15 protein-coding genes and 1 riboswitch are annotated in these 15,187 nt (G+C 69.0%); of the genes, 1 reads left to right on the top strand and 14 read right to left on the bottom strand.

What is annotated here, in order from left to right:
* Position 1: 1 nt before the first annotated feature.
* From bluB to cbiE, 8 genes are read right to left on the bottom strand one after another with little or no spacing between them, the layout of a single operon-like run.
* Entirely contained in the window at positions 2-649 is a 648-nt protein-coding gene (gene bluB, locus H4W01_RS21710) for a 5,6-dimethylbenzimidazole synthase (protein ID WP_209613139.1), read from the bottom strand.
* Positions 646-1,272 carry a cob(I)yrinic acid a,c-diamide adenosyltransferase gene (cobO, locus tag H4W01_RS21715; protein WP_209613140.1) on the bottom strand — a complete coding sequence of 209 codons (627 nt, stop codon included), beginning with the start codon at positions 1,270-1,272 and terminating at the stop codon, positions 646-648. The genes bluB and cobO overlap by 4 nt, the downstream gene beginning before the upstream one ends.
* Positions 1,262-2,026: a precorrin-6A synthase (deacetylating) gene (gene cobF, locus H4W01_RS21720; protein WP_209613141.1), complete on the bottom strand. Its 765-nt coding sequence runs from the start codon at positions 2,024-2,026 to the stop codon at positions 1,262-1,264. The genes cobO and cobF overlap by 11 nt, the downstream gene beginning before the upstream one ends.
* Positions 2,023-2,745, bottom strand: coding sequence for a uroporphyrinogen-III C-methyltransferase (cobA, locus tag H4W01_RS21725; protein WP_209613142.1), 723 nt, complete (start codon positions 2,743-2,745; stop codon positions 2,023-2,025). The genes cobF and cobA overlap by 4 nt, the downstream gene beginning before the upstream one ends.
* Positions 2,742-4,058, bottom strand: coding sequence for a cobyrinate a,c-diamide synthase (locus tag H4W01_RS21730; protein ID WP_209613143.1), 1,317 nt, complete (start codon positions 4,056-4,058; stop codon positions 2,742-2,744). The genes cobA and H4W01_RS21730 overlap by 4 nt, the downstream gene beginning before the upstream one ends.
* A complete protein-coding gene (cobM, locus tag H4W01_RS21735) occupies positions 4,055-4,840 on the bottom strand; it encodes a precorrin-4 C(11)-methyltransferase (protein WP_209613144.1) in 786 nt (261 codons plus the stop codon). The genes H4W01_RS21730 and cobM overlap by 4 nt, the downstream gene beginning before the upstream one ends.
* Positions 4,837-5,202, bottom strand: a complete 366-nt coding sequence (locus H4W01_RS21740) for a cobalamin biosynthesis protein (protein WP_209613145.1) — start codon at positions 5,200-5,202, stop codon at positions 4,837-4,839. The genes cobM and H4W01_RS21740 overlap by 4 nt, the downstream gene beginning before the upstream one ends.
* Positions 5,199-6,419 carry a precorrin-6y C5,15-methyltransferase (decarboxylating) subunit CbiE gene (cbiE, locus tag H4W01_RS21745; protein ID WP_209613146.1) on the bottom strand — a complete coding sequence of 407 codons (1,221 nt, stop codon included), beginning with the start codon at positions 6,417-6,419 and terminating at the stop codon, positions 5,199-5,201. Before cbiE ends, H4W01_RS21740 begins: the two co-directional genes overlap by 4 nt.
* On the opposite strand from cbiE, the gene H4W01_RS21750 reads away from it, so the two are divergent.
* Positions 6,418-7,173 carry a cobalt-precorrin-6A reductase gene (locus H4W01_RS21750; protein WP_209613147.1) on the top strand — a complete coding sequence of 252 codons (756 nt, stop codon included), beginning with the start codon at positions 6,418-6,420 and terminating at the stop codon, positions 7,171-7,173. The two genes, cbiE and H4W01_RS21750, sit on opposite strands and share 2 nt — an antisense overlap.
* Here the strand turns inward: H4W01_RS21750 and cobJ are convergent.
* From cobJ to cobW, 6 genes are read right to left on the bottom strand one after another with little or no spacing between them, the layout of a single operon-like run.
* Positions 7,143-7,901, bottom strand: a complete 759-nt coding sequence (gene cobJ / locus H4W01_RS21755) for a precorrin-3B C(17)-methyltransferase (RefSeq protein WP_209613148.1) — start codon at positions 7,899-7,901, stop codon at positions 7,143-7,145. The genes H4W01_RS21750 and cobJ overlap by 31 nt on opposite strands.
* Positions 7,898-8,629, bottom strand: coding sequence for a precorrin-2 C(20)-methyltransferase (gene cobI, locus H4W01_RS21760; RefSeq protein WP_209613149.1), 732 nt, complete (start codon positions 8,627-8,629; stop codon positions 7,898-7,900). Before cobI ends, cobJ begins: the two co-directional genes overlap by 4 nt.
* Entirely contained in the window at positions 8,626-9,255 is a 630-nt protein-coding gene (locus tag H4W01_RS21765; RefSeq protein ID WP_209613150.1) for a precorrin-8X methylmutase, read from the bottom strand. Before H4W01_RS21765 ends, cobI begins: the two co-directional genes overlap by 4 nt.
* Complete coding sequence (locus H4W01_RS21770) at positions 9,255-10,391, bottom strand: cobalamin biosynthesis protein CobG (protein WP_209613151.1); 1,137 nt, start codon at positions 10,389-10,391, stop codon at positions 9,255-9,257. The genes H4W01_RS21765 and H4W01_RS21770 overlap by 1 nt, the downstream gene beginning before the upstream one ends.
* Complete coding sequence (gene cobN / locus H4W01_RS21775; protein WP_209613152.1) at positions 10,388-13,657, bottom strand: cobaltochelatase subunit CobN; 3,270 nt, start codon at positions 13,655-13,657, stop codon at positions 10,388-10,390. Before cobN ends, H4W01_RS21770 begins: the two co-directional genes overlap by 4 nt.
* A gap of 9 nt (positions 13,658-13,666) precedes the next feature.
* On the bottom strand, positions 13,667-14,704 hold the full coding sequence (gene cobW / locus H4W01_RS21780; RefSeq protein ID WP_209613153.1) for a cobalamin biosynthesis protein CobW: 1,038 nt from the start codon (positions 14,702-14,704) through the stop codon (positions 13,667-13,669).
* A 180-nt stretch (positions 14,705-14,884) separates the two neighbouring features.
* Positions 14,885-15,113: riboswitch (cobalamin riboswitch) on the bottom strand.
* Positions 15,114-15,187 lie beyond the last annotated feature (74 nt).

The following is a 15,187-nucleotide window of genomic DNA, read 5'->3' on the forward strand; positions in this document are numbered from 1 at the left end:
GTCATCGTTCAAAAATCCGGTCGTCGACGGGCTCGCGCGCTTGCCAGCCGCGCCGTTCCAGTTCGGGGGTAAGGGAGTCCTCGCTCGGATAGCCGACGCACAGCAGCGCGATCAGCGACCAATCCGTCGGCACGTCGAGCAGTGTGCGCACCGCGGGCGGGTCCACGATCGACACCCAGCCCATGCCGATGTCGCGCAGCCGCGCCGACACCCACAGCGTGTGGATCGCCATCACGCACGAATAGCGCAGCATTTCGGGCATTGTCGCGATGCCGAGGCCGTGCCCGGCAGCGGGTTGTTCGTCGCAGAACACCGCCAGCACTTCGGGGGCCTCGCGCAGGCCATGCAGTTTCAGCGCGCGATAGCGATCGTGCCGTTCGGTGCCGGTATAGCGCGCTGCGGCTTTTGCGTTTTGCGCGTCGACATGCGCGGCGAGCGCCGCGCGCAAGGCGGGCGTGCGGAGCCGCACGAAGCGCCATGGCTGCGCATTGCCGACCGACGGTGCAAGGGCGGCACAGTGCAGGATGTCGTGCATATCGGCTTCCGCCACCGCGCGCGGATCGAAATGCCGCACGTCGCGCCGCCAGCGCAGCACATCGACGAAGCGCGCCTGAAAGGCGGCATCGAAGGCGGGCGGCCCCTCGGTCAAAACTCGATGCCCGCCTGCGCCTTCACGCCCGCGCGGAACGGGTGTTTGACCATCGTCATGTCGGTGACGAGATCGGCCGCGTCGATCAACGCCTCGGGCGCATTGCGGCCGGTGACGATGACGTGTTTCATCGCGGGCTTGGCGGCGAGCACCGCCAGCACTTCGTCGAGCGGCAGATAGTCATAGCGCAAGGCGATGTTCATCTCGTCGGCCAGCACCATGTGATAGGCGGGATCGGCGATCATGCGCTGCACTTCGTCCCACGCGCGGCGCGCGGCGGCGATGTCGCGTGCCCGATCCTGCGTGTCCCAGGTGAAGCCCTCGCCCATCGGCTTGAACTCGACATTGTCGGGAAAGGCGGCGAAGACGCGCGCTTCCCCGGTCTGCATCGCGCCCTTCACGAACTGGACGACGCCGACCTTCATCCCGTGGCCGATCGCGCGGACGACCATGCCCAGCGCGGCGCTGGTCTTGCCCTTGCCTTTGCCGGTGTGGACGATCAGCAGGCCCTGTTCGCGGGTCTTGTCGGCCATGATCTTGGCTTGCGCGGCCTGCTTCTTGCGCATTTTCTCGGCGTGGCGGGCCTCGATTGCCGCTGCAGCGTCTTCGGGTTCAAGCGACATCGGCGCCGTCCTTTCGCAAGAGGTAGATATCCATGATCCAGCCATGACGGGCGCGCAGCGCGGCTCGTGCGGCGGCAATGCGCGGCGCGACGGTGGCGAGTGGGCCGTGGAACAGCGTTTCCTCCGCCATCCCCAGGTAGGCCCCCCACCAGATCGAGATGCCGTGCGGCTCCAGCACGTCGAAGGCGCAGCCGCTATCGAGCATGACGACAACCGTGTCGGCGGCGTCGGGCCAGCCACAGGCGCGCAACAACCGCCCGGTGGTGATGGTGACGGCACCCGCCAGGGCATTGAGCGGGATGGCGTGGGCGGCGGTGAGCAACTGCAGGCTGGTCAGCCCCGGCACGACCCGCACGCGAAGCGGCAGGCCGCCGGCCTGCAACCGTTCGGCGATACGCAAGCTGCTGTCGTAGAGCGCGGGGTCGCCCCAGACGAGCAGCGCCAGCCGCCCGCCGTCGGGCAAATGCACGGCGATTTGCGCGCGCCACGCGGCGGCAATGGCGTCGTGCCAGGCATCGACGGTGTCGGCATAGTCCCCACCGGCATCACGCACCGGCATGTCGAAGGCGACCATCCGCGTCGGCCCGGTCAGCACCCGCGCGCAGATCGCGCGGCGCAGGTCGATCAGGTCGGATTTCGCCTCGCCCTTGCGCGGCAGCAGGATCAGATCGGCGCTGTTCATCGCCTGCACCGCTTGCGCGGTCAGATGGTCGGGATTGCCGGTGGCGATGCCGATCAGGTCGAGATCGATCATGCGTCCTCCATCAACGGGCCATAGAGGATCAGCGCGGGGGCCGACCCGGCACCTGTGGCCAGCGCATCGGCCAGCGTGGCGACCGAACCGCGCGTCATCCGCTGATCGGCATGGCCGACATTTTCGGCGAGCAACGCCGGTGTCTGCGGCGGCAGGCCAGCGGCGATCAGCCGCGCGGCGAGCGCCGGGAAGGTACGCTTGGGCATGAACACGACGGTCGTCGCGTCGGCATCCGCGAGCGCGGCCAGATTGAGGTCCTGCGGCAGCGCCCCGGTTGCGTCATGGCCAGTGATGAACTGCACCCGCCGCGCCCGCATTCGCCGCGTGAGCGGGAGGGCGGCGGCGGCAGCGGCGGCGCTGGCCGAGCTGACCCCGGGAATGATCTCGAAGGGGATGCCCGCCAGCCGCAAGGCTTCGATCTCTTCCTCCAGCCGACCGAAGATTCCGGCATCGCCCGATTTCAGCCGCACCACCCTTCCGCCGGTGGCGGCATGGGCGACGAGCAAGCGGTTCACGTCGCTCTGGCTGGGGGAAGGGCGACCCGCGCGCTTGCCGACATCGACCAAGGTTGCCCCCGCGCGGACGTGGTCGAGCATCGCGCCCGCAGCGAGATCGTCGAACAGCACGGCATCGGCCTGTTGCAGCCGCGACAGGCCCTTCAGCGTCAACAACTCAGGATCGCCGGGGCCTGCGCCGACAAAGGAAACGAAGCCGGTCATGGCGCGGTGGCGATCATGTGAAAGTAGCTGCCGGTGACGCGGCCACGCTGCGAGCCGGTTTCCGCGACCGCTGCGCCATCGGCGTCGGTCACATGCGCGAGCGGTGCATCGGTCTGCTCGATGACGGTGGAATAATGGAATTCATGCCCGCGCAGCCGCGTGCCCGCCGCCAGGGCACCCACCGGTGCCGACAGTTCGGCCAGGCGATAGCCCAGATGCATCCGGCGCTTGGCATGGCTGGTGACCAGCCTGAGCAGCCCCGCCATGCGATGCGCCGTGCCGTCTTTGTCGATCAGCGCTGTGCCCAGCACCATATAGCCGCCGCATTCGCCGTGGACCGGGCGCGTCTCGGCATGGCGGCGAAGGCCATGGAGAAAGGTCGTGGCGGCGGCGATCGGTCCGGCGTGCAGCTCGGGATAGCCGCCGGGCAGCCACACCATATCTGCGGTGGCATCCGGCGCTTCGTTCGCGAGCGGGGAGAAGGGGAGGATTTCCGCGCCGCCGCGCCGCCACCCCTCCAGCACATGCGGATAGACGAAGGAAAAGGCGGCATCGCGCGCGATCGCGATGCGCTGGGCGGGGGGCGGGGGCAGTCCCGCCCCGTCGCGCGTGTCGGCATGTTCGTGCGAGCGCGCTGCGGCGCAGATCGCGTCGAGATCGGCATGGTCGCGCAGGAAGGCGGCATAAGCGGTGATGGCGGCGTCCAGCGCGGGATGTTCGATTGCCTGCACGAGCCCCAGATGCCGCTCGGGCAAGGTCAAGTCGCCACGGCGCGGCAAGGCCCCCAGTACCGCAATCCCCACCGCTTCCAGTCCGCGCCGTACCAGCCGTTCATGGCGCGGGCTGGCGACGCGGTTGAGGATGACCCCGGCGAGCGGTACAGTGGGATCGAGCAGCTTGAACCCAAGCGCGATCGCTGCCGCAGACTGCGCCTGGCCCGATACGTCGATCACCAGCACGACGGGCCAGCCCATGCGGCGCGCGATGTCGGCGCTCGCGCCATTGCCGGTGGCACCGGGTTGGGCAACGCCATCGTAAAGCCCCATTGAGCCTTCGGCGAGGACGAGATCCGCGCCCGCCGCTTCCCCCGCGATCGTATCGAGCAAACCGCCCGCCATCGCCCAACTGTCGAGGTTGAACGAGGCGCGCCCACTCGCCGCGCGGTGAAAGGCGGGATCGATATAATCGGGGCCGCTCTTAAAGGGTTGGACCACCAGCCCGCGCTCGCTCAGCGCGCGGAGCAGGCCCAGCATCACCGTGGTCTTGCCCGTGCCCGAGGCCGGGGCGGCGATCATCACGCCCGGCACGCTCATTCGGCGGTTCCCGCAAAGCGCGACGTGGCATCCTGCGGCCGGAAGCGCCGGTCATAGCCGTGCGCGTACAGGCGACTTTCGGCGAAATCTTCGGCTGCCAGCACGCGACCGACCAGGATCAGCGCGGTGCGTTCCATGGTGCCCGCGACCGCCTCCGCGATCGTGGCCAGCGTGGCGCGCACGATCCGCTGATCGGGCCAGCTCGCGCGCCAGACCACCGCCACCGGACAATCCGCGCCATAAGCCGGGGTGAGATCAGCGACGACGCGATCGAGCGCGTGGATCGACAGATGGATCGCCAGCGTCGCGCCCGTCACCGCGAAATGGGTGAGGCTTTCCGCAGGCGGCATGGTGCTGGCGCGGCCGGGCGTTCGCGTCAGCACCACCGACTGGGCGAGCGCGGGCAAGGTCAGTTCCGCCTCCAGCGCGGCGGCAGCGGCGGCAAAGGCGGGCACGCCGGGGGTGATGGTGACGGGAATGTCCAACGCGCGCAGGCGGCGCAGTTGCTCGCCCATCGCCGACCATAAGGACAGATCCCCCGAATGCAGCCGCGCGACATCCTGCCCCAGCGCATGGGCGGCGGCGATTTCGGCGATGATCGCGTCCAGCTCCATCGGCGCGGTGTTGATGATCCGCGCGCCCGGCGGGCAGTGGCGGAGCACCGCTTCGGGAATGAGCGACCCTGCATAGAGGCATACCGGGCTGGCGGCGATCAGATCGCGCCCGCGCAGCGTCAGCAAATCGGGCGCGCCGGGGCCGGCCCCGATGAAATGAACGGTCATGACAGGGGTCCTTCAGCGATCGCGCAGATGGCCAGGCGATCGGGCGAAATATGGCGGGGGGCGAGCAGGCGTGCGCCGTTACCCGCGGCACAGAGCGCACTCGCTTCGGCGACGCTGCCGCAGGCGTACGCGGCCAGGCTGGCGGCGGAGTGGGTGGGCGTGATGACGCCGGACAGGGCATCGGGCGACACGGCTCGTAACGGCAGCTCCAAGGCTTCGGCCAGCGGTAACAGCTCGGCGAGCTTGCCCTGCACCGTGGCAAGGTGCGTTACCGCCGGATGGCCCTGCTGCGCCAGCATCAGCGCGGCGCGGAGCGATTCCAACGGTGCCTCGGCGCGAAAGCCGAACCCGGCGACGATCACAGCACGACACTCCATTGCACGACGGGATATTGCGACCGCCACCCGCGCCGATCGCCGAGCGGCGCTGCCTGGGCGAGCTCGATCCGCAGGAGGGTGCCGCCTTTGGCGCGCTGCCAGGTGGCGAGCAGTGCCTCCGATTCCAGCGTCACGGCATTGGCGACCAGCCGCGTGCCGACTGGCAGCCGCGCCCACAGCGCCTCCAGCAAAGCGTGTGACAGGCCGCCGCCGATGAACACCGCATCGGGGCTCGCGCCTTCGGGCAGAGCGGACGGCGCGGTGCCGATGAGCATGTCCAGCCGGTCGACGCCCAGCGCCCAGGCATTGGCGCGGGCGCGTTCGGCGCGGACCGGATCCGCCTCGATCGCCAGTGCGCGATTGGCCGGGTGTGCGAGCAACCATTCGATCGCGATCGAGCCTGATCCAGCGCCAATGTCCCACAGCGTTTCGCCCGGCCGGGGGGCCAGCGCCGACAGCGTCAGCGCCCGGATCGGGCGCTTGGTGATTTGGCCATCATGGTCGAACAGCGTGTCGGGTACGCCCCACGCGCGCGGTATTCCGTCGCCGGTGCCCGCGCATTCCACCGCCACCGCGACCGGATGGGCGATATCGGTGAAATCGAGCGTATCGGCCTGCGTTGAACGGACGCGTTCGTCGGGTCCGCCCAATGCCTCCAGCACGTGCAACCGCGACGCGCCGAAGCCATAGCCGCGTAGCATAGCGGCCAGCGCCGCAACCGCAGTGCCGTCGCGGACCAGCACCACCAGGCGTGCGCGCGCGGCGAGGTGCGGGCGTATCCGTTCCAACGGCGCGGCATGGAGACCGAGACAGACAGTGTCCTGCACCGCCCAGCCCAGGCGCGCGGCGGCGAGACTGAAGGTGGAGGGCGTTGGATGCGCCACCCATTCATCGCGCGACAGGTGCCGCGTGATGCTGCTGCCCGCCCCGAACCAGAACGGATCGCCCGAGGCGAGCATCACCACCTTTCGACCGCGATGCGTCAGCAACGGCGCAATGCCGTCGGCAAAGGGCACTGGCCATTCGATTACGGGGCAGCTAATCCCCGGGAAGAGCGACAGATGCCGGGCCGATCCGATGACCAGCTCGGCCTCTGCCAATGCCATCTGGCTGGCGGGCGAAAGGCTATCCGGGCCTGCCGCCCCGACGCCCACAATCGTCAACCACGGCTGGTGCCGAAGCTGCGGAGCCGTTTCAGCCATGCGCAATGTCCTTTTGCTGGGCGGCACGACCGAGGCGAGCGCGCTCGCGGTACTGCTGGCGGCAAACGGCATTGCGGCCACGCTCAGTTACGCCGGGCGGACGCAATCCCCCCGTCCGCAACCCGTGCCGGTGCGTGTCGGCGGCTTTGGTGGGGTTGCCGGGCTGGTCGCCTATCTGCGCGCGCAGCGGATCACGCATCTGGTCGATGCGACACATCCGTTTGCCGCGACGATGAGCGCCAACGTCATCGCCGCGGCGCGTCTGGCGGGAATTGCCCATATCGCGCTGACCCGGCCCGCCTGGGTGCCGGGCGACGGTGATCGCTGGAGCCATGTCGCCGATAGCGCCAGTGCGGTGGCAGCGCTGGCCGGGCCGCCCCGCCGCATCCTGCTGGCGCTGGGGCGGATGCACGTCAACGCCTTCGCCGCGCAGCCGCAGCACCACTATCTGTTGCGCTTCGTCGACGTGCCGGATCAGCCACCGCTGCTGCCGCACCACAGCCTGATCGTCGATCGCGGGCCGTTTAGCGTCGATGGCGATACCGCTGTGCTGCGCGATCAGGCGATCGACCTGGTGGTGTGCAAGAATGCGGGCGGAAGCGGGGCCGAGGCCAAGCTGATCGCCGCCCGACATCTGGGCGTGCCGGTGCTGATGATCGATCGCCCGGTCCTGCCCGAACGACGCGAAAGCTGCGATCCGGCGGCGGTGCTGGACTGGCTGCTTCATGACAGCGCCGCCGAACGCGGGGTGTAGAGAAACGCGCCGTCGGGACGCGCGATCGTCCGCGTCTGGCTCGACCCGACGATCACCATCGTGCGCATATCGGCCATATCGGCGCGCGCCTGCCCGAGCGGCACGATCTGCAGATGTTCCTCTGGCGTCGCGACCGCGCGGGCGAACAGCACCGGGCGCGCATCGCCACATGCCGCGCGCAACACCGCCAGCACGCGGGCAAACCCCTCGGGTCGGGCTTTCGAGCGCGGGTTGTAGAAGGCCATGGCGAAATCCGCCTCTGCCGCCAGCCGCAGCCGTTTTTCGATCAGCGCCCAGGGCTTGAGATTGTCCGACAGGTTGATCGCGCAGAAATCGTGGCCAAGCGGTGCCCCGGCGCGCGCGCTGGCGGCGAGCATGGCGGTAATCCCCGGCAGGACGCGGATATCGAGATCGCGCCAACTTGTCGGGCCTGCTTCGACCGCCTCGAACACGGCCGATGCCATGGCGAACACGCCGGGGTCGCCCGAGGACACCACCACCACCCGCCGCCCCTGCGCCGTCAAGGCCAAGGCGTGTGCGGCGCGGTCCAGCTCCACGCGATTGTCGGAGGGGTGCAGCGTCAGCCCGGCGCGTGGCGCGACGCGCGCGACATAGGGGAGATAGCCGATCACATCGCTTGCGCTGGCCAGCGCCGCCGACACTTCCGGGGTGATCAGCGCCTCGTCGCCCGGACCCAGGCCCGCGATGCAAAGCCAGCCGCCGCTCATGGCCTGCGCCCCTGTCCGTGGATCAGCAAAATCGAGAAATAGGGCGTGACGCTGTCGGCCTCGGCCAACCGCGTGACTTTCTGCCCCGGCATGGCGGCATGTTCGACCAGCCACGCCGCCTCCGCGCGCCCGGCGGCGGTGACGGCGCGGCGCAGCTTGGCCAGATTGCGCCCGATCTTCATCACCACCAGCGCATCGGTATCGCGAATGCGGCGGACCAGTTCGTCCTCGGGCAAGGTCGCCATCGCGACCGTCAGCACATCGTCGCCCCAGGTGATCGGCACGCCCGTCGCGGTCCACGCCCCGGCCATGCCGGTAATCCCCGGCACCACCTCTACCGGCACCACGCCCGACAGACGCGCATGCAGATGCATGAACGATCCGTAGAAAAACGGGTCGCCCTCGCACAGCACGACCACGTCCGCGCCGGTTTGCGCCAGCGCGGTCAGGCGCGTGCTGCAGTCGGTATAGAAAGCGGCCAGGCAGGCATTGTAGCGCGGGTCGCTCAGCGGGATTTCGGTCGTTACCGGATATTCCATCGCCAGCTCGATCGCGTCGGGGCGCAGCATCCCCTCGACGATGCGGCGGGCCTGTCCGGGTCGTCCGGCCTTGCGGAAATAGGCGACATGGCTCGCGCCGCGCACCAGCCGGTCGGCGCGCACGCTCAACAGGTCGGGCGCGCCGGGGCCGAGCCCGACGCCGTGGATGGTACCCACCCGCGCGCTCATTCGGCGCGGCTCGCGAGAGCGTTGAGCGCGGCAACGGTGATCGCGCTGCCGCCGAGCCGCCCCGCCACCACGCAGCACGGCACCGGCTGTACCGCCCATAAGGCCGCCTTGGATTCGACCGCGCCGACAAAGCCGACCGGGCACCCGATGATCGCGGCGGGACGCGGACAGTCCGGGTCTTCCAGCATGTTGAGCAAGTGGAACAAGGCGGTCGGGGCATTGCCGATCGCGACCACCGCGCCTGCCAAATGCGGCCGCCACATCTCCAGCGCTACGGCCGAGCGCGTATTGCCCATCGCCCGCGCGAGATCGGGCACATGCGGATCGTGCAGCGTACACAGCACCGGATTGGAGGCGGGCAAGCGCGCGCGCGTAATACCCTCGCTCACCATGCGCGCGTCGCACAGGATCGGCGCGCCCTCCGCCAGTGCGGCGCGGGCTGTTTGGACAAAGCTGCCCGAAAAACGGATGTGGGGGGCGAGGTCGACCAGGCCCGAGGCGTGGATCATGCGCACCGCGACCGGTTCTTCCTCGGCGGTAAACCGGGCAAGGTCCGCCTCGGCGCGGATCGTGGCGAAGGACTGGCGATAGATTGCCGCGCCGTCGGTTTCATAGAGGTGCGGCATCACGTGTTTCCAAAATAAGCGAGCAGCGCGTCATGGTTGAGCGCCGTGCGCACCGCCGGAGCCCCGGCGCGCGCGTTGAGGGAAAGATCGTAAAGGCCGTCGCGCCCGGTCACCGTGACGTCGGCGGCGCGTTGCGATGCGCAGCCCTTGGCGCAGCCCGACACATGCAGCCGACCGCCGATCAAAGGGGCCAGTCGGGCGGCGAGGCTGCGGGTTTCGACGCTTGCTTGCGGGCAATATGGGGCACCGGGGCAGGCATCGGCGCGCAGCACGGGGTCGTCCGGGTCCGCCAGCATGGAGTGCGGTGGCGGCAGGTCACTCGGTCCCTCAACCAGCAGCAGCCGCCACGGCGTAAGGCGGAGCGCGGTGACCTCCGACCCCGGCGCGACAAGATCGGCAAGGCTCTCCGCCGTGACTTGGCCGAAGGGCAGGCCCCAGGCCACGCCCCGCATCCATGACCCCGGCGCAAGCGGCGCGCGCGAGGGGGAGGGCGGCACGGTGCCGATCGCCCAGTCCGGCACTGCCGCCCTGTGCCGCGCCATCCGTCCGGCCGCCGCACCGCCACTGTCGACGAACCACTGCGCCAGCGCGATCAACGCGGCGGCCTCGCCACCGCGGGGCACCGCAACCCCGGTTGCACGGCCATCGGCGCGTAGGATCAGCGCCCCATCGACGGCGCGTTCGATGCGGAAATCGCCGGTCTCCACGCCGAGCGCGCGTGCGGCTCCGGCATCGATGACGAACCCGACCTTGCCCGGCAGCTCGGGTAGGGAGCCCAGGCGCGCGATCAGATCGCAGGCGATGCGGTGGGTGTCGTCGTTCTCCTGCCACTGCGGCGCGACCAGGATCGTCCGCCGCTGTTCCCGTGCGGCATCGGCATCGACCAGATCCAGCGCGATCAGGGCCTGCAAGAGCGGCTGCCAGCCATCTTCCGACACACCGCGAAGCTGGAGGTTGGCGCGCGACGTAAGGTCGATCACGCCGCTGCCATAAGCGATCACCGCCGCGCACAGCCCGCGCACCTGATCTGCCGTCAACCGGCCAAGCCGGGGCTTTACCCGCACCAGCAGTCCATCGCCCGAGCGCATCGGTCGCCACGCATCGGGGCACCAGCCCTTGATGGTGAAGGCGCTCATGCGACCCCCTGCAATTGCGCGAGGATCGAATTGCGGCGCGTCGGCCACAGCCCGGCGGCATGCAGGGCGGCGAAGCGCGCCTCCATCGCTGCCAGCGCGCCCGGATTGTCGCGCTCCAGAAACGCCCGCACCTCGGCTTGGCCGAGCGTCGCATCGTAATAAAGGTCGAACAGATGTGGCGGCACGCTGGCCGAGAGGTGGGCGAACGTGCCCAAATGATCGAGCGTCGCCGCCAGTTCCGCCCCGCCGCGAAAGCCGTGCCGCAGCATCCCCGCCACCCAGCCCGGATGCGCGGCGCGCGCGCGGACCACCCGCGCCAACTCCTCGGTCAGCGTGCGCGCAGTCGGGCGGGCCGGATCGCGATGATCAAGATGATAGAGCGCGACAGAGCCCTGCGTGAGGGCTTTGGCAGCGGCGAACCCCGCCATATGCGCGGCATAGTCGGCGGCCAGCAGCAGGTCGGTTTCGGGCAGGTCCTGGAGATGGACAAAGGCATCCGCTTTCGCGATCCGATCGCGCAACCCGTCCGCATCGGCCCGCGTCTGTCCGTTGGGCAGATCGAGCGGATGCGACGATGCAGCGAGCCACGCCTCGCCCGCCGCGCGACGCGCATCGTCGGTATAGTGATCGACCGTATCGCCGAGCCCCACGCCATAAACGCCTGGCTGCGGCCCATAAACTCGCGCCGTCGCGGTTCGGCCGACAAACGGATTCCAGTCGGCGGGCTCCTCGCGCTCGGCCAGCGCGCGCACGGTTTGCCCGAACAGCACCGGCAGCGTGGGGAAGGCATCGCGGAACAGCCCGGACACGCGCAAGGTCACGTCGATGCGTGGATGGTCGAGCAGCGCGAGCGGCACGATCTCGATCCCGCTGACGCGCTCGGAAGTGGAATCCCAGACCGGCTTTGCCCCCAGCAGATGCAGCGCCATGGCGAATTCCTCGCCCGCCGTGCGCATTGTCGCCGATCCCCACAGATCGACGATCAGTCCGCGCGGATAGTCGCCATGGTCCTGCAAGTGGCGGCGGATGAGTTCTCGTGCCAGCACCACGCCCTGGTCGTGCGCCGACCGCGACGGGATCGCGCGCGGGTCGATCGTGTAGAGGTTGCGCCCGGTCGGTAGTACGTCGCTGCGCCCGCGATACGGGGAGCCGGACGGCCCCGCCGCGATGCGCCGCCCGGCCAGCGCCGCCAATAGCCCGGCCCGCTCCGCCGCCCCCTGCGGCCCGCGACCGAATATGTGCAGGCCATCGGTGAACTGGCTCTCCTTCACATCGCAGACAAAGCGATCGATCCGGGTGATCGCCTCGGACAGCGTCGTCGCCCGATCCAGGCCAAGCTCGGCCTCGAGCCCCAGCGCTTCCGCTTCGGCGCGAATATCGGTCTGCAAGCGGTCGCGCCGCGCCGGGTCGAGCCCGTCGGCATTGGAAAATTCGTCGAGCAGCGCCTCGATCCGCCCGAGCCCAGAGCCTGTACCGGACGGGGCCAAAGGCGGCGGGACATGGCCGATCGTGACCGCACCGATGCGTCGCTTGGCCTGCGCTGCCTCGCCGGGATCGTTGACGATGAACGGGTAGATGCAGGGCACAGGCCCGACCAGCGCCTCGGGCCAGCACGCATGCGACAGGGCAACGGATTTGCCCGGCAGCCATTCCAGCGTGCCGTGCGCGCCGACATGCACGATCGCATCGGTCCCAGCCGCGCGCAGCCACAGATAGAAAGCGACATAGCCATGGCGCGGGCAGCGGGTGAGGTCGTGATAGTGCTGATCGCGATCCGCATTATCCCCGCGTTCCGGTTGCAGCGCCACCAGCGTGCGCCCGGCGCGTACCGCCGCGAACTGGAATACCCCGTCCACCAGTGCCGGATCGGCTTCGGGTTCGCCCCACGCTGCGGCCAGATTCTGTCGCAAAGCCTCGGGCAACGCCGCCAGCGCGCGGCGATACTCGGTCAGCGGCCAGGTCAAAAAGTCGGAGGGAAGCACCGCAGCTAGGTCGTCGCGCGTCGCTGCGTCATATCCCGCGCTGGCCAGATCGGCCAGAATCGCCTCGGCCGATGCCAGCGCATCCAGCCCGACGGCATGCGCCATTTGATAGGCCTTGCCGGGATAGGTGGAGAGGATCATCGCCACCTGCCGTTCGCTGGCGGCCTTAGCCGCCAATGCCGTCCAGCCAGCCACTCGGTCTGCAATCGCCGCGATCCGTTCGGGTTCGGCACAATGCGCGGTGCGGGCAAATTCGAGCAGCGGATCGCGCGTGCCCGCTTGCTTGAAACTGGCGACGCCCGCGAACAGCCGACCGTCGATTTCGGGCAGCACAACATGCATGGCGAGATCGGCTGGGGACAGTCCGCGCGTGCCGTCCGCCCAGGCCGCCCGCCCGGAGGTGGCCAGCGCCACTTGAAACACCGGCACCCCCGCCGCGTCGAGCGGGGTTTCGCCAGCCTCGTCCCGCGCCGAAAACGCCGTCGCGTTGAGGATCGCCACGGGTGCCAGCGGAGCAATCCATGCCGCGATCTGGTCGCGCGTCTGCGGGTGCTTGAGCGACGGGCCGAACAGCGACAGCGTCGCAAAGCCGCGCTGTTCCAACGCGCTATGCAGTGCCGCGAAGGGGGCAAGGTCCTGCGCCGCCAGATAGGCGCGGTAGAAGACGAGCAGCACCAGCGGCCGATCAGGATCGCGCGCAAACATTGCTGGATCGACCACACCCAAATCGGGGTGCCAGCCGCCCGCCATCGGCAAGGGCCTGGGCGCGACCGTGTCGTCCCAGCACAACCCTGCGGCGCGCGCCAGCAGCGCCAGCGCGGCACCGCTCGCCTCAGGCCCGCCCTCATCGCAGAGGCGCGCAAGATCCCGCAGAGTTTGCGCCGGCACCGTGGACACAGCGTCCAATCGCGCATCAGGTCGGCCATCGGCGGGCAACACCGCGAATGCGATCCCCTGTGCCCGCGCGATCCGTTCGACCTGTTGCAGGCCGTAACTCCAATAGGGCATGCCGCCGATCAGCCGGACAAGGACCGCCCGTGCACTGCTCAGCGTCCGCTCGACATAGGCATCGACCGAAAGCGGATGCCCAAGCGCGGCGAGGTTGGCCAGCCGCAGCGATGGCACCGCCTGGCCGGACCTTCGCGCGCTGTGCCACGCGCCCGCGAAGGCACCAAGGTCGCTGTCCGAAAAGGACAGGATGACCAGGTCAGCCGGGCTCTGCCCCAGATCCTGCGGGATCGCGGCTTCCTCCAGACCGTGGCTTTCGCGGAACAGGATGTGCACGGTCTGGCCTCAGCCGACCAACACCGTACGCAACGCCTCGCCATCGATATGGTCGCGCTCGGCAATGACGACCAGCGTGGTGCGGCGCGCTTCGCCTGCCTGCCACGGACGATCATAATGATAACGCACGCGCGCGCCGACCGCCTGCACCAGCAGCCGCATCGGCTTGCCTGCGACCGCAGCATAGCCCTTCACGCGCAAGATCTGGTGTTGTTGCGCGATTCGTTCGATCCGCGCGGCCAGATCGGCGGGATCGGCGATTTCGCCAATGTCGAGCACTATGCTGTCAAAGTCGTCATGCTCATGATCGTCGTCGCCATCGTGATGCGACGGGCGCGCGGCGATGTCGTCTTCGGCGGCGGCACCGAGCCCCAGAATCACGCGCGGATCGACGACGCCGTCGCTCAGTTCGAGGATGGGCACCGGTCGCGGTGCCTCCGCCATGATGACCGCACGCGCCGCCGCCACGCCGTCTGGGCCGGCCAGATCGGCCTTGGTCAGCAGGACGATGTCGGCACAGGCCAATTGGTCCTCGAACACTTCGGACAGCGGCGTTTCATGGTCGATGCCGGGGTCGGCGGCGCGCTGCGCCTCCAGCGCCGCCAGATCCGGCGCGAAGCGGCCTGCCGCCACCGCCTCGGCATCGGCCAGCGCCACCACGCCGTCGACGGTGATCCGGCTGCGGATCGCAGGCCAGTCGAACGCCTTCAACAAGGGTTTGGGCAAAGCGAGGCCGGAGGTTTCGATCAGGATATGGTCGGGCCGCGGATCGAGCGCCAGCAAGCGTTCGACCGTGGGAATGAAATCGTCGGCGACGGTGCAGCAAATGCAGCCATTGGCCAGCTCGACGATGTTTTCCGCCGGGCAATCGGGAATGGCGCAGCCCTGGAGAATGTCTCCGTCAATGCCGAGCGTGCCGAATTCATTGACGACGACCGCAAGCCGCCGCCCGTCGGCGTTGCGGATCAGGTGCGTAATCAGGGTGGTTTTGCCGGCCCCGAGAAAGCCAGTGACAATGGTGACGGGGATCTTGGAAAGATCGGACATGGTACATCTCCCCGCGCCAGGACGAACACAGGACGGGGCTTGCCGGCGCAAAACCGGTCGGCGTGCGCCCCGGACCGACGCGAGAGCGCCCGTGGCCGCACGACCGTGCAGCCCCAGCCGCACAGTTTCGTCGCCCAGACGGAGAAGTACCGTGCCAAGACCATCCCCTGGATCTGGGCAAGAGCGACCGGTGCACTGGCAGGTCTCCTGGCTCACGGGTCACCGTTTGATACGCACCTTCCCAGAGCCCCACCTGCGTGGTTTTCCAGTGGCTGCTCCCGCAAAGGGGAGACTTGCGCATCGCACTATCCGCTTACAGTTGCAGGGACAGCTGTGGATTTGGGAGCACGCTCCCGCACCACATTCCCATTCAAGCCCCTCGCGGGGCACCGGTGCGATCATGAACTCCCGGATTTTTGCCGGGAATTCGCGTGTGGCTTAACCGAGTTTGCGGGCAATGCCAATCCGATACGGTGGTCGGCG

Source organism: Sphingomonas sp. PL20, from assembly GCF_017875905.1.
Classification (GTDB): Bacteria; Pseudomonadota; Alphaproteobacteria; order Sphingomonadales; family Sphingomonadaceae; genus Sphingomonas; species Sphingomonas echinoides.